The sequence below is a fragment of the Corynebacterium sp. 11A genome (assembly GCF_008930935.1).
Classification (GTDB): Bacteria; Actinomycetota; Actinomycetes; order Mycobacteriales; family Mycobacteriaceae; genus Corynebacterium; species Corynebacterium megadyptis.
This window is the reverse complement of sequence record NZ_PQMR01000004.1, coordinates 60193-77518: the sequence shown is the minus strand read 5'-3', so window position 1 is coordinate 77518 and position 17326 is coordinate 60193. Positions and strand designations below refer to the sequence as shown.

The window sequence follows — 17326 nt, the reverse complement described above, 5'->3', positions numbered from 1 at the left end:
CCGTGGGGTGAGAGGTCTACACTGCTTAATCATGCGTCCAGAACTTTCATCGTATGACCACGTCTCCGCAGGCAAGGTCCGTGAGATCTACGAGGTCGATGAGGAGACTCTGCTCATGGTGGTCTCCGATCGCATCTCGGCTTTCGACTACATCTTGGACACCGAAATCCCGGACAAGGGGCGCGTGCTCACCGCCATGAGTATGCACTTCTTCGACATTCTCGATGTACCCAATCACCTCGCCGGCCCCATTGACGATGAGCGAATCCCGGAGGAGGTGCTCGGCCGCGCCGTTCTGTGCAAGAAGCTGAAGATGCTGCCTTTCGAGTGCGTGGCCCGCGGTTATCTCACCGGCTCGGGTTTTGCCGAGTATCAGGAGCACGGCACCGTCTGCGGTATCGAGCTTCCCGACGGCCTGCGTGAGGCCTCTAAGCTGCCGGAGCCGATCTTCACCCCTGCCACGAAGGCGGAATTGGGCGATCACGATGAGAACGTCTCCTTCGAGCGAGTCGTGGAGAAGCTCGGCGAGAAGCGCGCCGATCAACTGCGCAAGGCCACTCTCTCCATCTACCGCACCGCTGCGGCCCTCGCCGAGGAGCGCGGGCTGATTCTGGCGGACACCAAGCTGGAATTCGGCGTGGACGAAGACGGCACCCTCGTGCTTGCCGATGAGGTGCTCACCCCCGATTCCTCCCGCTATTGGCCGAAGGACGGGTACAAGGAGGGCGCGGTTCAGCCCAGCTTCGATAAGCAGTACGTGCGCAACTGGCTCACCGGCCCGAAGTCGGGGTGGAAGAAGTCGGATCACACCCCGCCGCCGGCCCTGCCCGGCTCCGTGGTGGAGGCCACCCGGGAGCGCTATATCGACGCCTATGAGCGGGTATCGGGCAAGAAGTTTTCCGAGTGGATTGGCACCTGCGTATAGCAGCCGCCCCATCCCCTCCACGGTCGAGGTAGACTGCATAGCCTATCCTCATTAGTTTGTAGCAAAGCCGAGAGTGTTCTATGCTCTCGGCTTTTGTGTTCTCGCAGTTCAGCAGGCGGTGCGATGGAAGAGTCACCTACCACACCTAGCCAACTTAGCTAAGCCTATGTTAGCATTCACAAGTTCTATCAAATGGAACGCAGCGTTGCTGAGTTTATCTTTGCTGAGCGTGGCTTTTAGGTGTCAACGCAGGGCGGGGAGTGCCCGCGTGATGGCGTGGGTGTGAAGGGCGCTGCGTTCACACAAGTACCTGCAGGAGGAACTTCATGAGACGTGTGCGTAGTGTGGCACTCGGTCTAATCGCCACCGCTAGCCTCGCGCTGAGCGCCTGCGCCGGAGGAAACGGCGCCGACTCGGAGGCAGAGAAGGAAAGCACCACCCCAGAGGACACGGCGGTGACTGTCACCGACGTGAAGGGCCGGACCGTCACCTTCGACGAGCAGCCGGAGCGGGTGATCCTCGGCGAGGGCCGTGCCCTCTTCGCCACCTCGATTTTGAATAATGAGGACCCAATCGACCACGTGGTGGCGATCGGTAGCGACCTGACCAAGGGCGCTCCCTCCTTTAAGAAGCGCCTCGAGGAGTCCGTGCCCGAGGTCAACGAGTTGCCCGAGATCGGCAATATGGCCAAGGGCGATGTCACCGTGGAGAATCTGCTCTCCTTCGAGCCGGACGCGCTGGTGATGACCGCTGACCACTATGATGCGGTCTCCACCACCGGCATGTTGGACAAGCTCGATCAGGCCGGCATCAAATACATTGTTACTGACTTCCGCCAGCACCCGCTGGAGAACACCACCAAGTCCGTGACCGCATTGGGTGAGCTCTTCGACCACAAGGACGCGGCCGAGAAGTTCAACAAGGACTGGCAGGACACCATCGACCGCCTCGAGGAGAGGACCAAGGACCTCCCTGATGAGGATCGTCCCACCACCCTGCTGTGGCGCGCCGCTGGTCTGAAGGACTGCTGCGCCACCGTGTCCAAGTCCAACTTGGGCGAGTTCATCAACGTCGCCGGCGGCAAGAACCTCGGCGATGAGATTCTCGACACCGAGTCCGGCGATATCACCGCAGAAAAGGTGATCGCTGAGGCACCGGAGGCGATCATCGCTACCGGCGGTTCTTGGGGTGCCGACGTCACCGGTTCCAAGGATGATGCCACCAAGCAGGCTATCCCGCACGTGGAGCTCGGCTATTTCGCCACGGAGGAAAAGGCTCAGGAGACCCTCGCTGGTCTGCTCGCCACCAATGGCTTCGACCAGCTGGAGGCCCCGAAGCAGGGACACCTCTACGGCGTGTGGCACCAGTTCTATGATTCGCCGATGAACTTCCTCGCCCTGGAGCAGTTCGCCGCATGGCTGCACCCAGAGCTCTTCAAGGATGAGGACGTAGCGGCCCACTGGAAGCAGGCCCACGAGGACTACCTGCCCTTCGAGGCATCGGGCGTGTTCTTCGTCAAGCACAACAAGTAGGCACCTACCCACTTTTCGCGGCGCAGTCGGCTCACGGCTGCGCCGCCGTGTACTCAGGGACATTATTCATGACCTCACGCGTGCAAGATTCCAGCACGACATCACCCACGAACACCGCCGCCGACGCAGAGAATAAGGATGCGTCCGCCCGCCCCACCACTTTTGCCAGCACGGAGGTAACGGCGCAGCTGGTGCGGCAGCACCGCGCCACCACCGTCAAGCGCTGGCTGATTATCGCCCTTCTCGTGGCCGTGGCCATCATCGGCTTTATCGCCGCCACCGTGGTCGGGCCCACTAACTTGGGCGCGCGCGGCGTGGTGCTCGGCCTCATTAACCCCGGCTCGCTGAATAGCCAGGACCACACGGTGCTCTATAGCCTGCGCCTGCCGATGTCGGTGATGGCGCTGCTGGTCGGCATCGTGCTCTCGGTGGCCGGTGCGCAAATGCAAACCATTCTGGGCAATCCGCTGGCCGAGCCCTTTACCCTTGGTATCTCCGCCGCCGCGGCCTTCGGTGGTGCCGCCACCATCGTGCTGGGCTGGGTGATCATCGATCAACCCCAGTTCAACCTCGCCATGGTGGCGTGGGTGTCGGCGATGATCGCCACCTTCGTGATCGTCGGCGCCTCTATCTGGCGCGGCGCCAGCGCCGAAACCATGATCCTGCTCGGCATCGGCCTCGTCTTCCTCTTCCAGGCCCTGCTGGCGCTCATCCAATACCGCGCCTCCACCGAGGCCCTGCAGCAGATCGTCTTCTGGTCCATGGGCTCAATGACCCGCGCCACGTGGGCCGGCAACCTAGTGCTCGCCATTGTGGTGGCCATCAGCATCCCCATCTTCGTTCTGCTGTCCTGGCGACTAACCGCATTAAAGCTTGGCGACGCCCGCGCTCAGGCCATGGGCGTGAACGTCCAACGCCTCCGCGTGGGTGTGCTGGTGCTGTGCTCCCTCATGGCCGCCACCGCTGTGGCCTTCTCCGGAATCATCGGCTTCGTCGGCCTAGTGGGCCCGCATATCGCCCGCATGCTCGTGGGCGAGGACCAGCGCTACTTCATCCCCGCCTCCGCCGCCGCAGGGGCGGTGATGCTCTCGGTATCGCACGCGGTGAGCATGCTCATCATCCCCGGTGTGGCCGTGCCCATCGGCATCATCACCGCCCTGGTGGGCGTGCCCTTCTTCATCACCCTCATCGTGACCAAGAGGAGGAACCTGTGGTGACCACCCTGAACCTCAACCACGTATCGGTGCGCTATGGCCGCAGCGTGATCGTGCCCGGTTTCGATTGCGAGCCGCTGCACGCTGGAGAGCTCACCGCCCTGCTCGGCCCCAATGCCGCCGGTAAGTCCACACTGCTCAAAGCGATTTCCGGGGTGAATAAACACCGCGGAAGCGTGGTGCTCGATACGGGCGCGGAACGCTTCCAAGGTGCCAGCCTGCGCCGGCACGTGGGCTATGTACCCCAGGATTTGCCCAGCACCGCGGCGCTTCACGCCTTCGAGACGGTGCTCATCGCGGCGCGCCGGGCGAGCACCAGCACCGGCAAGCCGGAGGAAGCGGCCGCTGCCACCATGGAGCGGCTGGGTATCGCGGATCTGGCGCACAGCTATCTCGGCGAGCTCTCCGGCGGCCAGCGGCAGCTGGTGGCCGTGGCCCAAGCCCTGGTGACCTGCCCAGATGTGTTGGTGCTCGATGAGCCCACGAGTGCCCTTGATCTGCACCGACAGCTCTTTTTGCTGGATCTCGTGCGGGAGTGGGTGCGCGAGCACAACGCCATCGGCCTGCTGGCGATTCACGATATTAACCTTGCTGCCCGCTATTCGGACCGCCTAGTCGTGATGCAACAAGGCGAGCTGCACGCCGATGGTGCCCCCGATGCGGTGCTCACCCCAGAACTCATCCAGAACGTCTACGGGGTGCATGCCGAGGTATTCGAGCGTGGCGGGATGCGGATGGTGCAACCGCTACACGCGCTCGAGCACGAGGAACTGGCGCCGCATATATAGTCGGTGATATCACGACCGAAGGAAGGACAGTCATGGGGATCACCGAAATTTTGCTCATAGCCCTATCTCTGCTTCCGTTCATCGCGGTGCTCTACGGGCTCTACTGGATGGCCACGAAGCTGAACTCGATTGAGAAGAAGCTCGACGAGAATCTCTCCCGGCGCTAAACAGCACTAAACGGCGCTAAACAGCGCCCCGCCGGCTCGCTAGCGTGCGGACTGGGCGGGGCGGGGGCGGCAGGGAGGCGTCGATAAGCGTGGGCAGTCACCGGCGGGGAAGGGGACTGGGCCTCATTTGTAGAATGTGGGGTTATGACCGTACAGCCCCCTGTCGCTGACATCCGACCGATCACCCGCACCCACCATGGCCGCAGCTTTGTGGACAACTATGAATGGATGCGGGAGAAAACCGCCCCCGAGACGATCGAGTATCTCAACGCGGAAAACGCCTATACCGAGCAGGAAACCGCGCACCTAGCACCGCTGCGCGAGGCAATTTTCTCCGAGATCTCCTCCCGCATCAAGCAAACCGACATGTCCGTGCCCTCGCGCACGGAGAAGTACTGGTATTTCGGCCGCACCGAAGAAGGCAAGTCCTATGGGCGCTCCTGCCGCATCCCCGTGGAGGGCGACTCCTGGACTCCGCCGGAGATCCACCCGGACAGCCCGCATCCGCGCGAGGAAGTAGTGCTGGATATGGACGCCCTCGCCGAGGGCCATGACTTCTTCTCCCTCGGGGCGATGGTCGCCACCCGATCCGGGCGCTATGTGGCCTATTCCACCGATACCAGCGGCGATGAGCGCTTCGAGCTCGTGATCAAGGACCTCAGCACGGGCGAGCTGCTCCCGGATCGTATCGCCGACACCTTCTACGGGGCGTTGTTCTCCGAGGATGAGCGCTATATTTTCTACACCCGCGTCGATGAGGCCTGGCGCCCCGACTCGGTGTGGCGTCACGAGATCGGCACCGACGCCGCCGCGGATGTGCGCATCTTCCACGAGCCGGACGAGAAGTTCTGGGTGAGCATCGGGAAAACGCGCTCCAATAAGTATCTGGTGATCGACGATTCCTCCAAGCTCACCTCCGAGCAGTGGGTGTGCCCGATGTCTGATCCCACCGGCGAGTTCACATGCCTCATGCCCCGCACCCCCGGCGTCGAGTACGGGGTGGATCACGCCGTGGTGGGCGGCGAGGACCGCTGGCTAGTGCTGCACAACGCCACCGGCCCCAATTTCGCACTGGGCTGGGCCCCCGTGGGCGAGCTGACCACGGTGGAGGACCTCCACGAGCTGCTGCCACACCGCGAGGACGTGCGCCTCGAGGGTGTGGACTGCTTCGCTGAGCAGCTGGTTCTCAGCTACCGCAGCGCGGGGCTGGCGCGGCTGGCCATTATGGACCTATACGGTGCCGACTTTGGGAATTTCGAGCCGATCGAGTTCGATGAGGAGCTCTATTCCGCTGGGTTCGGCTCCAATGCGCTGTGGCACGCCCCGGTGCTGCGCATGGGCTATAGCTCCTACACCACGCCCACCCAGGTGCTGGACTATGTGGTGGCCACCGGCGAGTGCATCGTGCGCAAGGAGCAGGAGGTGCTCGGCGGCTATGAGCGCGATGACTACACCGCCACGCGGGAATGGGCCACCGCCAGCGATGGTTCGCGCATCCCGATCTCGCTGATTCGTCGTGCCGATCTGGACCTCTCCCAGCCCCATCCGACCATGCTCTACGGCTATGGCTCCTATGAGATGTCGAATGAGCCGGGCTTTTCTGTCTCCGCGCTATCGCTGATGGATCGAGGCATGGTGATCGCCATCGCCCATATTCGCGGCGGCGGCGAGATGGGCCGTGCCTGGTATGACGAGGGCAAGATGCTGAAGAAGATGAATACCTTCACCGACTTCATTGCCTGCGCCGACTACCTGCTGGATTCCGGCATGACCACCTCGCAGCAGCTGGTGGCCCAGGGCGGCTCTGCGGGCGGGCTACTCATGGGCGCGGTGGCCAACCTCGCCCCCGAGAAGTTCGCCGCGATCCAGGCGATTGTGCCCTTCGTGGATCCGCTGACCTCCATTCTCATGCCGGAGTTGCCGCTCACCGTGACCGAGTGGGAGGAGTGGGGCGACCCTTTGCACGATGCGAAGGTCTATGACTACATCGCCACCTACGCTCCCTACGAGAATGTGTGCGCCCAGAACTATCCCAAGATCATGGCGATCACCTCGCTCAATGACACCCGCGTGCTCTACGTGGAGCCGGCGAAGTGGATTGCGAAGCTGCGCGCTACCGCGACCGGCGGTCAGTTCCTGCTCAAGACCGAGATGGTTGCTGGTCATGGCGGTGTCTCCGGCCGCTACGACAAGTGGAAGCAGACCGCCTTCGAATACGCCTGGGTGCTCGATCAGGCGGGGGCGGCCTAGCATGGAGCTTTTCGACGCCATCTCCCGGCGCCGCGATGTGCGGGCCGAATACACCGGCGAGCGTATCGACGCCGACTCGCTTCGCCGTATTCTCCGCGCCGGCCATGCGGCCCCCTCGGTGGGTAACTCCCAGCCCTGGGACTTTGTGGTGGTGCAGGATACGGCCCGTCTCGAGGCCTTTGCCGCGCACGTGGCCGAGCGCCGCCGCGCCTTCGCGGACTCGCTGCCGGCAGAGCGCAAAGAGGTATTCAATCCCATCAAGATCGAGGGGATTCGCGAGTCCGGCACTGGGATTGTGGTGACCTATGATCCGGAGCGGGGTGGGCCGCATATTTTGGGCCGCCACACCATCGATGAGACCGGGTTGATGAGCGTCACCCTCGCCATTGAGAACATGTGGCTCGCTGCGACCGCGCTGGGGCTGGGTATGGGCTGGGTGAGCTTCTATGAGGAGGACTTTCTGGCCGACTTCGTGGGCTGCACGGGCCGCCAGCGCCCCGTGGCCTGGCTGTGCGTGGGGCCGGTGAGCCACCTCGAGGAGGTGCCGGATTTGGTGCGCTTCGGCTGGAACCACGGTCGCAGCCTCGACGACGCCGTCCACCAAGAGCGCCTGCCCTAGCGGCCTGAACCTGGGGCTGCTCGCGCTGCGGGCGCGGCGCTGGGGTGCGATAATCGCGCTATGCATCCCACGCTGCTGGTTTCACTCACCTCGGTTTTCGCTAGCACCATCGACGATGCGGCCGCGTTTGTGGAGCGGTGTCAGTGCCGAGATCTGCCGGTGTCCATTCTGGTGGCGCCGCGGATCGAGGAGTGGCGGCTGAAGCGCGATCGCGCCACCCAAGAGTGGCTGCGCGACTGCACTGAGCAGGGCCATGCCCTCGTGCTCAACGGATTCGATGCCTCGGTGCAGGGCCGCCGCACCGAGTTCGCCACGCTGCCTGCCCACGAGGCGCGGCTGCGGCTCCGTGGGGCGCTGCGGCTGATGGACGATGTCGGTTTCGAGCTCGACCTCTTTGCCCCGCCGCGCTGGCGCATGTCCACCGGCACCCTGCAGGTGCTGCCTGAACTGGGGTTTCGCGGTGGTGCCTCCACCAAAGGTATCTACGATTTTCAAACCGGTGACTTCGTGCGCACCCGCAATCTTTCCGTGGGTGAAGGCTATGGCAGTGTCTCCTGGTGGCGCAGCAGCATCGCCAAAGCCGCCCGCCGCGGCGCCGCCCGCGGCAATACAGTCCGACTGTCTATCTCCGCCCGCTCGCTGGCGAAACCGGGGGCGGAACGCGACTTTTTCCACGCCATCGACGCCGCCACCGGCTATGGTGCTGAGCCGCACACCTATCGCAGTATCCTCGATCGTTCCTGTGCGTAGGCTGGGAGCATGAGCACTTTTTATGACATTCCCGTGACCACTATCGATGGCAAAAAGACCACCATGGGCACCTGGGCTGGCCATGCCCTACTGATTGTGAACACCGCCTCCGAGTGCGGGCTCACCGAACAATACGAGGAGCTGCAGGAGCTCTTCGAGGAGTACATGATGCGTGGCTTCTATGTGATCGGCATGCCCTGCAATCAATTTGGCGAGCAAGAGCCGGGCAGTGATGCCGAGATCGCCGAGTTCGTGCGCCAGGACTTCGGAGTGGAGTTTCCGATGCTCGCTAAGGCCGATGTGAACGGTGAGGGAGCGCATCCGCTCTTTGCACACCTGAAGGAAAAGACCGGGGGAGAGGAGATCTCTTGGAACTTCGAGAAGTTCCTTGTGGATGACTCCGGCGAAGTCAGCAGCCGTTTCGGGCCCAAAACCGAACCCTATGACGACGATCTCATTGTGGCACTCGAAGAGATCCTTCCCATATAGATGTAGGTCTTTTCTACCAGCGGATTTGCAATAACGGGCCCTTAGTGAAAAGATAAGGTCGAAGAGAGTTTCCCACCGGGAAACTGATTGTTCTCAACTGGAGGCAATCCCCCAAGGATCTGTTTGAAAGAAAGGCGTGTTTTAAGATGACTCACGTACACGAGAACCACGATCACGAGCATGGCGAGGACTGCGGACACACCGCCTTCACTCACGGCGATCACACCGACTACGCCCACGACGGCCACATTCATCGCAAGGTCGATGGCCAGTGGGTCGAGTGCGAGCAGGATGCTCACACCGTCCACGAGGGGCACGACCACGAGCACGGCGAAGGCTGTGGCCACGAGGCCGTAAAGCACGGCGATCACGTGGACTACATCCACGATGGTCACCGCCACGCCAAGCACGGCGATCACTGGGACGATCACTAAACATCGTTCCGACGAGGGGCCTCAGAACCCCGCGTTGAATCGCTAGTTTACGTACACGCTTTCACCGGCACCTACCACGGGTAGGGGCCGGTTTTTGCTGTATATGTCCAGCTCATGCCTGGTGTTGTGGTGGAGTGTGGCGGGGTCTTCGCACTATGGCGGGATAAGGGGCTTGTATCTCGGAGGTGCGCGCACCACAACCCGCCCCGCAGCTCAGTCGACACGGCTAAACCTCCTGCGTGAGAGCACGCGCCAAGGCCGAGGTGGCCTGATTATTCCCACTCGGCGAGCGGCGGGGTGTAGAGCTCCGCGAGGCAGCCGTCGCTTTCGAAAACCACCAGCAGTCGCTCGTCGACTCGGAGGGCGTCGCTATAGCCGAAACTGCCGGTGGTGAGCGGGATGGTGCTGCCATCAATCATGTTGCTCAGCACGCCGGCACGTCGCTGCTGGTTATCGCGAGGGTGCAATAGCCACGGTCCGAGCTGGGTGCCATTGCAGCCGGGATCCTCCAGCTCGCGCACCTGCACTGGGCTAAAGTGCAGGCCATCCTCGCTTGTTGCCCAACAGCGTCGTCCCGCGCCACGCCCCTCGAAGCCCTGTACGCGGGCGTTGAGCACAATGCGCCCCCGATATATCGACAAGCTGGTTTCGTCCAGATTGAGCTCAGGATGGGCAATCGGCTCGGAACAGGCACGAACATCGGTGCCGACCACGTGCGCGATGCGGATATGGGCGCGTTCGCCCTGCCGCACCACATAGGGCACCAGTGCTGCGCCCTCCCACGTGATAGTGGAACCCGAGGTGGCGAATAGAGCATCGGCCTCCCAGTGCACATAGAGCTCGTCGAGTCTGCGGTGGACCAGTTCTTCGGGAGAGGGGCCGCTGGCCACCCACGGCTCGAGGCGCGGGCCGTGCCGAGTCGAAGAGATGTAGGACACGGGGCCGCTGACCGAGGCATAGGCCACAGTCATCCGGCCCTGGCTCGAAGCCACACAGGCATCGCTGGATACTGCCGGTCCGCCCTGCAGTGTGCGGGGCGAGGACCACTGCCCGGCGGCACCGCGGAGGAGATATGCCAGCCGATTGGGATTAGGCAGATCCGAGGCCATCACTTCGCCATTGAAGTCCGAGCCAACGCCATGCGGGGGACGGGGGCGTTGATCAAAGAAGCAATACAGAATGCCGTTATGGCGTACGAGGGCCGGAATCCGAACCTCTCCATCGGCGGAGGGGGAGAGGATGCGACGAGAATCCAACACCGTTTCATTGTGACGCGCAGAGAGCCCGAATTCCTCGATGGTTGCTGTGACACTTCACTCTTTTCTGTAGTCCAAGAACACTAATGGCGGTTTATTTCCGAGAAAATGCAGGACACCGCCCGTGGGGGAGAACTCGCCGGGGCCAGCTGCGTGTGCGGGGCCAATGAGCGGGGTGCATAGCTTTTCCTATAGATAGAAATAAGGGGGCCGTGAGCTGCGAAAACACTAAATAGATAGGATTGAATGTTGGGTTATTAGCGCTCATCACCCCTCTTTAAGGGGAGGTGTTGTCTGGTTGTTCATAGCGGGTGATAAAAGAGATGTAGACCTCTTTTCTGTGCGTTCGTGGATTAATCACACGCACCCGACATTCCTGCTCTCATGTCCGCCATCGTGGATTCAGGGGCGGGACCATAGCTGAAAAGGATTTCTATGGAAACGTGGGAACAAACACTCGGGGCCGGGCCATTGCTCGGTATTGCCGCGGGTGCCATCGCGCTCATTCTCTTTCTCATCATCGGGCTGAAACTGCACGCATTTCTGGTGCTCATTCTGATTTCTGCTGTCACCGCACTCGCCACTGGTATCCCGGTGGCTGAGATTCCTGGGGTGATGGTTTCCGGATTCGGCTCCACATTAGGAAGCGTGGCGCTTCTGGTGGGGCTTGGAGCCATGCTGGGCCGGCTAGTGGAAACATCTGGCGGTGCTCAATCCCTGGCTGATGTGCTCATCCGGCGCTTCGGTGAGGACAAAGCACCCTTCGCGCTCGGTGTGGCGTCGCTGTTTATCGGCTTCCCCATCTTTTTCGACGCCGGTTTGATGGTCATGCTGCCCGTGGTCTTCGCCGTGGCTCGTCGCCTTGGCGGCCCGATCCTGCTCTACGGCCTGCCCGCCGTGGGCGCCTTCTCTGTGATGCACGTGTTCATGCCGCCGCACCCAGGTCCGATCGCGGCTGCAGAGTTCTATAACGCCGATGTGGGTGTCACCCTGCTCGTTGGCCTCATCATGGTGTTCCCCCTGTGGTACATCACCGGTTATGTGCTCGCGAAGGTGCTGGGCCCGAAGTATAACCTCCCCGTGCCGGAGCTGCTCACCGGTGGACCCATGGACCACGATCAGCCGGCCAAGCCGGCGTCTGCGGGCTCTGTCGTGGCCCTGCTGGCCATCCCGCCGCTGCTCATCTTCCTCAACACCGGTACCTCCATGGCGGTAGCCGAAGGCTGGATCGCCGCTGATTCGCCCCTAGTGAGCATCGGCTCCTTCTTCGGTAACACCGCTATCGCCCTGCTAATTGCCACCCTTACAGCCGCCTATGTGCTGGGTACACGCCGCGGGCTCGACCGCAGCGCCATGGAGAAGTCCCTCGATGGTGCCCTCGGGCCGATCTGCTCGGTGGTGCTCATTACCGGCGCCGGCGGCATGTTCGGTGGTGTGCTGCGCACCTCCGGTATTGGTGACGCTGTGGCCAGCTCCATGGAGGGCATCGGTATTCCCGTTATTCTCGCCTGTTTCCTCGTGGCCGTCGTGCTGCGTGTGGCGCAGGGTTCGGCCACTGTGGCTCTCACGACCGCCGCAGCACTCATGGCCCCAGCGGTCGCCGCAGCCGGCTATAACGAATGGCAGCTGGGCACCATCGTGATGGCCACCGCCGCCGGTTCCGTCTTCGCCTCGCACGTCAATGACTCCGGCTTCTGGCTGGTGGGTCGCCTCATGGGCATGGACGTGGCCACCACGCTCAAGACCTGGACGGTGAACCAGACACTGATCGGTATCGTGGGCTTCGCCTTCTCCTACATTCTGTTCCAGATTGGAGCGCTACTCTAAATGACAGCTCAGGCTAGCGGCGCGACCTCAACCCCCACCGTGCGGCACATCGTGTGCATGGGTGTCTCGGGCACCGGAAAATCGGTGGTGGGGGAGTATCTCGCCGCGGAACTCGGGGCGGTATTCGCCGATGCGGATAGTTTCCACCCGCAGGCCAATAAAGCCAAGATGGCAGCGGGTATCCCGCTCACTGACGAGGACCGCTGGCCATGGTTGGAGAATCTGCGCCAGTGGATCGCCGATCAGGATAAAGATGGCGTGACCACTGTGCTCGCCTGCTCCGCGCTGAAGCGCTCCTACCGAGACATTCTCGCGGCTGGGGCCGAGGGTGTGTTCTTCTTACACCTCGTGGCCTCCAAGGCGATCACGGCCGAACGCATGAACGCCCGCGCTGGGCACTTCATGCCGGCCAGCCTCCTCGACTCGCAACTGGCTACCCTCGAAGACCTCGCCGCTGATGAGTTCGGCGAAGAGGTATCTAATAACGGCAGTTTGGCGCAAACACAAGCCTCGGCGCTGCGTAGTATCGCCGAGCACTCGCCCGAGGCGACGCGCTAGCGCGTGAGCCGCTGCCCGCCGCGGGCGGCGGATGATAGATGCACAACAACCTCCGAATCCCAGCTTCTGCTGAGACGGGGGTTGTTGTGTGCCTATAGGCGGGCGTCGATAAGCGCCTCCGGTGTCGGTAGCGCCACATAACGCGAACCGCCGCGTCCCGACAGTGCGGGAACGCGGCGGTGAGGTGAGAGGTTTAGCCCTCGGAGTTCAGCTCGGCGTCGACGCGCAGGATGCCTGCGCCGTCCTCACCGGCCACTGCGAGGCGATCGATGATCTCGGAGACGGTGGCCTCCTCCTCGATCTGCTCGTCGAGGAACCAGTTGAGCATCGGGCGGGAGTCGAAGTCAGAGGCTTCGTCGGCGGCACGAACGAGATCGCGGATCATTTCCGAAACCTTCTTCTCGTGCTCGAGAGCCAGCTTGAAGGCGTCGATGGGCTGGACGACCTTCATCTCCGGAACGCTGACGGTGTTGATCTGGGGAACAACGCCGCGGTTGAGCAGGTGGTTCGAGAAGCGCTCGGCGTGGCCCATCTCCTCGACGGAGTGGTTGCGCATCCACGCGGCCATGCCGGTGAGGCCCTTGTTCTCCAGCTCGTAGGAGAGCTGGAGGTAGATCATCGAGGCTTGAATTTCAGCCGTGGTCTGGTCGTTGAATTTCTTTGCGAGGTCCTGTGGAAAAGTTGTCATGCTTCGAATAGTAGCACCACACACCCACTGATGTTTAATTCACTGCCCGCTTTACTAGCTTTTTAAAGTATGGTTTACCTGCATGTTCTATGTTAGTAAAGCCTAATGTAAATACGTCTAACGTACTGATGGAAGTAAATAAAATATTTATTAAGACCTTTATTTGCCGGACAATCGGGGATGGTCAATATTATTTGTGTATTTCTCTATGTCGGTATTCACATGAATCTATATGTCGGGCGGGCGCGAAGAAGGTGAGCCTTGCTCTCTCACCGAACGGGGGTAGCGCGGCGGCAAGAGTGGGGTACGGGGTGTCGATATCGTTGATAGGCAGTGTCCTGCACCGGACCGAAGCCGGCGCTGGGGGAAGGGGCGAATCGGCGCCCAGCGGTAGTGCGTGAGGGGCGTGCGGGGGTTAAGCTAGGTGCTCTAATTGTGGCGCGCGCGAGCGCCGCCACTGCTATAGCACCGATTGTTGTATGTCCTCCATGCGCAACGCCGTGTCCCCGCTTCTATCTATTGAGGCGGGTACACGGCGTGGGCGCTCACGTGTCGCGCGTAGGCGCGACGTTGCTAGATAAGAAGGGAAAGAAACCATGGCGGTTCATCCTGAAGCCCAGACTCCCGTGCACATCACCTCGGGCGAACCTGGCCGCGCCACCCCGGTGCAAGCTATTGACTGGAACACCATCCCCGACGAGAAGGATCAGGAGGTCTGGGATCGCCTCACTGGTAACTTCTGGTTGCCGGAGAAGGTGCCGCTGTCGAATGACATCAAGAGCTGGAGCACACTCAATGAGCTGGAGCAGCGCGCCACTATGCGCGTGTTCACCGGTCTCACCATGCTGGACACGATCCAGGGCACGGTGGGTGCCGTGTCGTTGATCCCCGATGCTATTACCCCGCATGAGGAGGCGGTGTACACCAACATCGCCTTCATGGAGTCGGTGCATGCGAAGAGCTACTCCTCTATCTTCATGACGCTCTCCTCCACTGCGGAGATCAACGATGCCTTTCGCTGGTCCGAGGAGAATGAGAACCTCCAGAAGAAGGCTCACCTCATCTTGGACTACTACAAGGGCGATGATCCGCGGCGGAAGAAGGTGGCCTCCACGTTGCTGGAGTCCTTCCTCTTCTATTCGGGCTTCTATCTGCCGATGTATTGGTCTAGCCACGGCAAGCTGACCAACACTGCCGATGTTATCCGCCTGATCATTCGCGATGAGGCCGTGCATGGCTATTACATTGGCTATAAGTATCAGCGCAATCTCGAAGCGATCACCGAGGCGGAGCGTGCGGAGCTGAAGGAGTACACCTTCGACTTCCTCTACGACCTCTATGAAAACGAGATCGAGTACACCGAGGATCTCTACGATGATCTCGGCTGGACCGAAGACGCCAAGCGCTTCTTGCGCTACAACGCCAATAAGGCGCTGAATAATCTTGGCTATGAGGGACTCTTCCCGGCCGATGAGACGCGGGTGTCGCCCGCTATTCTCTCCGCGCTCTCGCCGAACGCCGATGAGAACCACGACTTCTTCTCCGGCTCCGGCTCGTCCTATGTGATCGGCACCGCCGAATCCACCACGGACGATGACTGGGACTTCTAAGTCTCACGAGGCTTGCTCGGGCGCGTCGATCAGTGCCATGCTTATCGACGCGAACCTATCGGCCGAGCTAACCCCCCTTTAGGTGTAGTCTCTCCATAAAAAGTGTGTTCGACGTCACTATCCCTAAGCATTTTCTTAGGTAGAGCGACGATTGGCGCAGCGGAAACCCTATTCTGGTTCCCAAAAGTAGTGGTAGCCGCTAAGGTAGGGGCAAGTCCAGATCCTAGGAGGACTGGCAGAAAAACTTATACTTCCCTTAAGATACGGAGTGTATGAACGTCGGCGGTGGGGGTTTATCTCTCAACGCCACCTAGTCAGGAGGAAATTATGACCGCTGTAGCGCCACGGGTCGACCAACCGGTCGCACCCACGCGGCCTGCGCCTACAGGTCACGCTCGCAAGGGTAATCTGGCCTGGCGGATGCTAACCACCACCGACCACAAGGTCCTGGGCATCATGTACATCATCGTGTCCTTCACCTACTTCTTTGTCGGCGGTTTGATGGCACTGCTTATCCGTACAGAGCTCTTCGAGCCTGGCCTTCAGATGCTGTCTAATGAGCAGTTCAACCAGCTGTTCACTATGCACGGCACGGTGATGCTGCTGCTGTACGGCACGCCCGTCGTGTGGGGCTTTGCCAACTACGTCATGCCGCTGCAAATCGGTGCGCCGGATGTTGCCTTCCCGCGCCTGAATGCCTTCGGCTTCTGGATCACCACCGTCGGTGGTCTCGTTATGCTCGCCGGATTCCTCACCCCTGGTGGTGCTGCGGACTTCGGCTGGACCATGTACTCGCCGTTGAATGACGCCATCCACTCCCCGGGCATCGGCTCGGACTTCTGGATCGTGGGTGTGGGCGCCACCGGTGTCGGTACCATTGCCTCGGCTATCAACATGCTCACCACCATCCTGTGCCTCCGCGCACCGGGTATGACCATGTTCCGTATGCCGATCTTCACCTGGAACATCTTTGTTACCTCGGTGATCGCACTGCTGATCTTCCCGCTGCTGACTGCAGCTGCTCTGGGCGTTCTTTATGATCGCAAGCTGGGCGGCCACATCTACGCTCCGGGTAACGGCGGCGCTCTGCTCTGGCAGCACCTGTTCTGGTTCTTCGGCCACCCCGAGGTGTACGTGCTGGCACTGCCGTTCTTCGGTATCGTCTCCGAGATCGTGCCGGTGTTCTCCCGCAAGCCCATGTTCGGCTACGTCGGACTGGTCTTCGCTACCCTCTCCATCGGTGCCCTGTCCATGGCCGTGTGGGCCCACCACATGTTCGTCACCGGTGCTATCCTGCTGCCCTTCTTCTCCTTCATGACGTTCCTCATTTCGGTTCCGACCGGCGTGAAGTTCTTCAACTGGGTGGGCACGATGTGGCGCGGTCACATTTCGTGGGAGACCCCGATGATCTGGACCATGGGCTTCCTGGTGACCTTCCTCTTCGGTGGTCTGACCGGCATTATGCTGGCCTCCCCGCCGCTGGACTTCCACATCTCTGAGTCCTACTTCCTCATCGCTCACTTCCACTACACCCTCTTCGGTACCATCGTGTTCGCATCCTGCGCTGGTGTGTACTTCTGGTTCCCGAAGATGACCGGTCGTATGCTGAGCGAGGGCTTGGGCAAGATCCACTTCTGGCTCACCTTCATCGGCTTCCACGGCACCTTCCTAGTTCAGCACTGGCTGGGCAACATGGGTATGCCGCGTCGTTACGCCGATTACCTTGAGTCCGACGGCTGGACCACCCTGAACCAGGTCTCCACGGTGTTCTCCTTCGTCTTGGGGCTGTCCGTGATCCCGTTCATCTGGAACGTGTTCAAGTCTTGGCGCTACGGCGAGATCGTCACCGTCGACGATCCGTGGGGTTATGGCAACTCCTTGGAGTGGGCAACCTCCTGCCCGCCCCCCGGCCACAACTTCACCTCGCTACCGCGTATCCGCTCCGAGCGTCCCGCGTTCGAGCTGCACTACCCGCACATGGTTGAGCGCATGCGCAAGGAAGCACACGTGGGTCGCCACTAGGCACCACGTTCGAGGGACATAACCTCCTAGAAACCTCCTCGACTAAGGCGTTACCGTCTGGATCCACCTCCAAGGTGGCCGGGCGGTAGCGCCTTTTGTGCGTTGTGCACCGCGGCCATTCGCCCCCGTATGGGCCTAAAAAGGCGGGTCCACGCGGCATAACTTCAGGAAAACACCGTGCAAGCGGGTAGCGTGAG

Annotated in this window: 16 protein-coding genes; 14 read left to right on the top strand and 2 right to left on the bottom strand. The window is 61.3% G+C overall.

What is annotated here, in order from left to right; translation table 11 throughout:
- Positions 1-31 precede the first annotated feature (31 nt).
- The 10 genes from GBB18_RS04905 (at position 32) to GBB18_RS04865 (ending at position 9168) form a co-directional block, all read left to right on the top strand.
- Positions 32-925: a phosphoribosylaminoimidazolesuccinocarboxamide synthase gene (locus GBB18_RS04905; protein ID WP_151640927.1), complete on the top strand. Its 894-nt coding sequence runs from the start codon at positions 32-34 to the stop codon at positions 923-925.
- A gap of 326 nt (positions 926-1251) precedes the next feature.
- On the top strand, positions 1252-2457 hold the full coding sequence (locus GBB18_RS04900; RefSeq protein ID WP_151640926.1) for an ABC transporter substrate-binding protein: 1206 nt from the start codon (positions 1252-1254) through the stop codon (positions 2455-2457).
- A gap of 68 nt (positions 2458-2525) precedes the next feature.
- Entirely contained in the window at positions 2526-3674 is a 1149-nt protein-coding gene (locus GBB18_RS04895) for an iron ABC transporter permease (RefSeq protein WP_225990240.1), read from the top strand.
- The gene (locus tag GBB18_RS04890) at positions 3671-4459 is read left to right on the top strand and encodes an ABC transporter ATP-binding protein (RefSeq protein ID WP_225990239.1); all 789 of its coding nucleotides are present in this window, start codon (positions 3671-3673) and stop codon (positions 4457-4459) included. The genes GBB18_RS04895 and GBB18_RS04890 overlap by 4 nt, the downstream gene beginning before the upstream one ends.
- A gap of 32 nt (positions 4460-4491) precedes the next feature.
- On the top strand, positions 4492-4626 hold the full coding sequence (locus GBB18_RS10820) for a hypothetical protein (protein WP_255441716.1): 135 nt from the start codon (positions 4492-4494) through the stop codon (positions 4624-4626).
- A gap of 144 nt (positions 4627-4770) precedes the next feature.
- Positions 4771-6876 carry a S9 family peptidase gene (locus GBB18_RS04885; RefSeq protein WP_151640924.1) on the top strand — a complete coding sequence of 702 codons (2106 nt, stop codon included), beginning with the start codon at positions 4771-4773 and terminating at the stop codon, positions 6874-6876.
- Between the two features lies 1 nt (position 6877).
- Complete coding sequence (bluB, locus tag GBB18_RS04880) at positions 6878-7495, top strand: 5,6-dimethylbenzimidazole synthase (RefSeq protein WP_151640923.1); 618 nt, start codon at positions 6878-6880, stop codon at positions 7493-7495.
- A 60-nt stretch (positions 7496-7555) separates the two neighbouring features.
- Entirely contained in the window at positions 7556-8245 is a 690-nt protein-coding gene (locus GBB18_RS04875) for a DUF2334 domain-containing protein (RefSeq protein ID WP_151549884.1), read from the top strand.
- A gap of 9 nt (positions 8246-8254) precedes the next feature.
- On the top strand, positions 8255-8734 hold the full coding sequence (locus tag GBB18_RS04870) for a glutathione peroxidase (protein ID WP_151640922.1): 480 nt from the start codon (positions 8255-8257) through the stop codon (positions 8732-8734).
- 146 nt (positions 8735-8880) lie between these two features.
- Positions 8881-9168, top strand: coding sequence for a hypothetical protein (locus tag GBB18_RS04865; RefSeq protein ID WP_151529787.1), 288 nt, complete (start codon positions 8881-8883; stop codon positions 9166-9168).
- A gap of 272 nt (positions 9169-9440) precedes the next feature.
- Here GBB18_RS04865 and GBB18_RS04860 read toward each other — a convergent pair whose 3' ends face one another.
- Positions 9441-10427 carry a sialidase family protein gene (locus tag GBB18_RS04860; RefSeq protein ID WP_151640921.1) on the bottom strand — a complete coding sequence of 329 codons (987 nt, stop codon included), beginning with the start codon at positions 10425-10427 and terminating at the stop codon, positions 9441-9443.
- 432 nt (positions 10428-10859) lie between these two features.
- Here GBB18_RS04860 and GBB18_RS04855 point away from each other — a divergent pair, with 432 nt between their 5' ends.
- Together GBB18_RS04855 and GBB18_RS04850 are read left to right on the top strand one after the other, a co-directional pair.
- The gene (locus GBB18_RS04855) at positions 10860-12251 is read left to right on the top strand and encodes a GntP family permease (RefSeq protein WP_151549892.1); all 1392 of its coding nucleotides are present in this window, start codon (positions 10860-10862) and stop codon (positions 12249-12251) included.
- Positions 12252-12809, top strand: coding sequence for a gluconokinase (locus GBB18_RS04850; protein ID WP_151640920.1), 558 nt, complete (start codon positions 12252-12254; stop codon positions 12807-12809).
- A 193-nt stretch (positions 12810-13002) separates the two neighbouring features.
- Here GBB18_RS04850 and GBB18_RS04845 read toward each other — a convergent pair whose 3' ends face one another.
- A complete protein-coding gene (locus tag GBB18_RS04845) occupies positions 13003-13497 on the bottom strand; it encodes a ferritin (protein WP_151529783.1) in 495 nt (164 codons plus the stop codon).
- Positions 13498-14093: 596 nt separating this feature from the next.
- On the opposite strand from GBB18_RS04845, the gene nrdF reads away from it, so the two are divergent.
- Both nrdF and ctaD read left to right on the top strand, forming a co-directional pair.
- Positions 14094-15107, top strand: coding sequence for a class 1b ribonucleoside-diphosphate reductase subunit beta (nrdF, locus tag GBB18_RS04840; protein ID WP_151549895.1), 1014 nt, complete (start codon positions 14094-14096; stop codon positions 15105-15107).
- A 327-nt stretch (positions 15108-15434) separates the two neighbouring features.
- Entirely contained in the window at positions 15435-17129 is a 1695-nt protein-coding gene (gene ctaD, locus GBB18_RS04835) for a cytochrome c oxidase subunit I (RefSeq protein WP_151529781.1), read from the top strand.
- Positions 17130-17326: the final 197 nt, after the last annotated feature.

Excerpts from the sequence above, each read along its gene's own strand:
- GBB18_RS10820 (WP_255441716.1), top strand. The coding sequence starts at position 4,492 with ATGGGGATCACCGAAATTTTGCTCATAGCCCTATCTCTGCTTCCGTTC.
- GBB18_RS04870 (WP_151640922.1), top strand. The coding sequence starts at position 8,255 with ATGAGCACTTTTTATGACATTCCCGTGACCACTATCGATGGCAAAAAG.
- GBB18_RS04905 (WP_151640927.1), top strand. The coding sequence starts at position 32 with ATGCGTCCAGAACTTTCATCGTATGACCACGTCTCCGCAGGCAAGGTC.
- GBB18_RS04895 (WP_225990240.1), top strand. The coding sequence starts at position 2,526 with ATGACCTCACGCGTGCAAGATTCCAGCACGACATCACCCACGAACACC.
- bluB (WP_151640923.1), top strand. The coding sequence starts at position 6,878 with ATGGAGCTTTTCGACGCCATCTCCCGGCGCCGCGATGTGCGGGCCGAA.
- ctaD (WP_151529781.1), top strand. The coding sequence starts at position 15,435 with ATGACCGCTGTAGCGCCACGGGTCGACCAACCGGTCGCACCCACGCGG.
- GBB18_RS04865 (WP_151529787.1), top strand. The coding sequence starts at position 8,881 with ATGACTCACGTACACGAGAACCACGATCACGAGCATGGCGAGGACTGC.
- GBB18_RS04855 (WP_151549892.1), top strand. The coding sequence starts at position 10,860 with ATGGAAACGTGGGAACAAACACTCGGGGCCGGGCCATTGCTCGGTATT.
- GBB18_RS04845 (WP_151529783.1), bottom strand. The coding sequence starts at position 13,497 with ATGACAACTTTTCCACAGGACCTCGCAAAGAAATTCAACGACCAGACC.
- GBB18_RS04900 (WP_151640926.1), top strand. The coding sequence starts at position 1,252 with ATGAGACGTGTGCGTAGTGTGGCACTCGGTCTAATCGCCACCGCTAGC.
- GBB18_RS04850 (WP_151640920.1), top strand. The coding sequence starts at position 12,252 with ATGACAGCTCAGGCTAGCGGCGCGACCTCAACCCCCACCGTGCGGCAC.
- GBB18_RS04885 (WP_151640924.1), top strand. The coding sequence starts at position 4,771 with ATGACCGTACAGCCCCCTGTCGCTGACATCCGACCGATCACCCGCACC.
- GBB18_RS04875 (WP_151549884.1), top strand. The coding sequence starts at position 7,556 with ATGCATCCCACGCTGCTGGTTTCACTCACCTCGGTTTTCGCTAGCACC.
- nrdF (WP_151549895.1), top strand. The coding sequence starts at position 14,094 with ATGGCGGTTCATCCTGAAGCCCAGACTCCCGTGCACATCACCTCGGGC.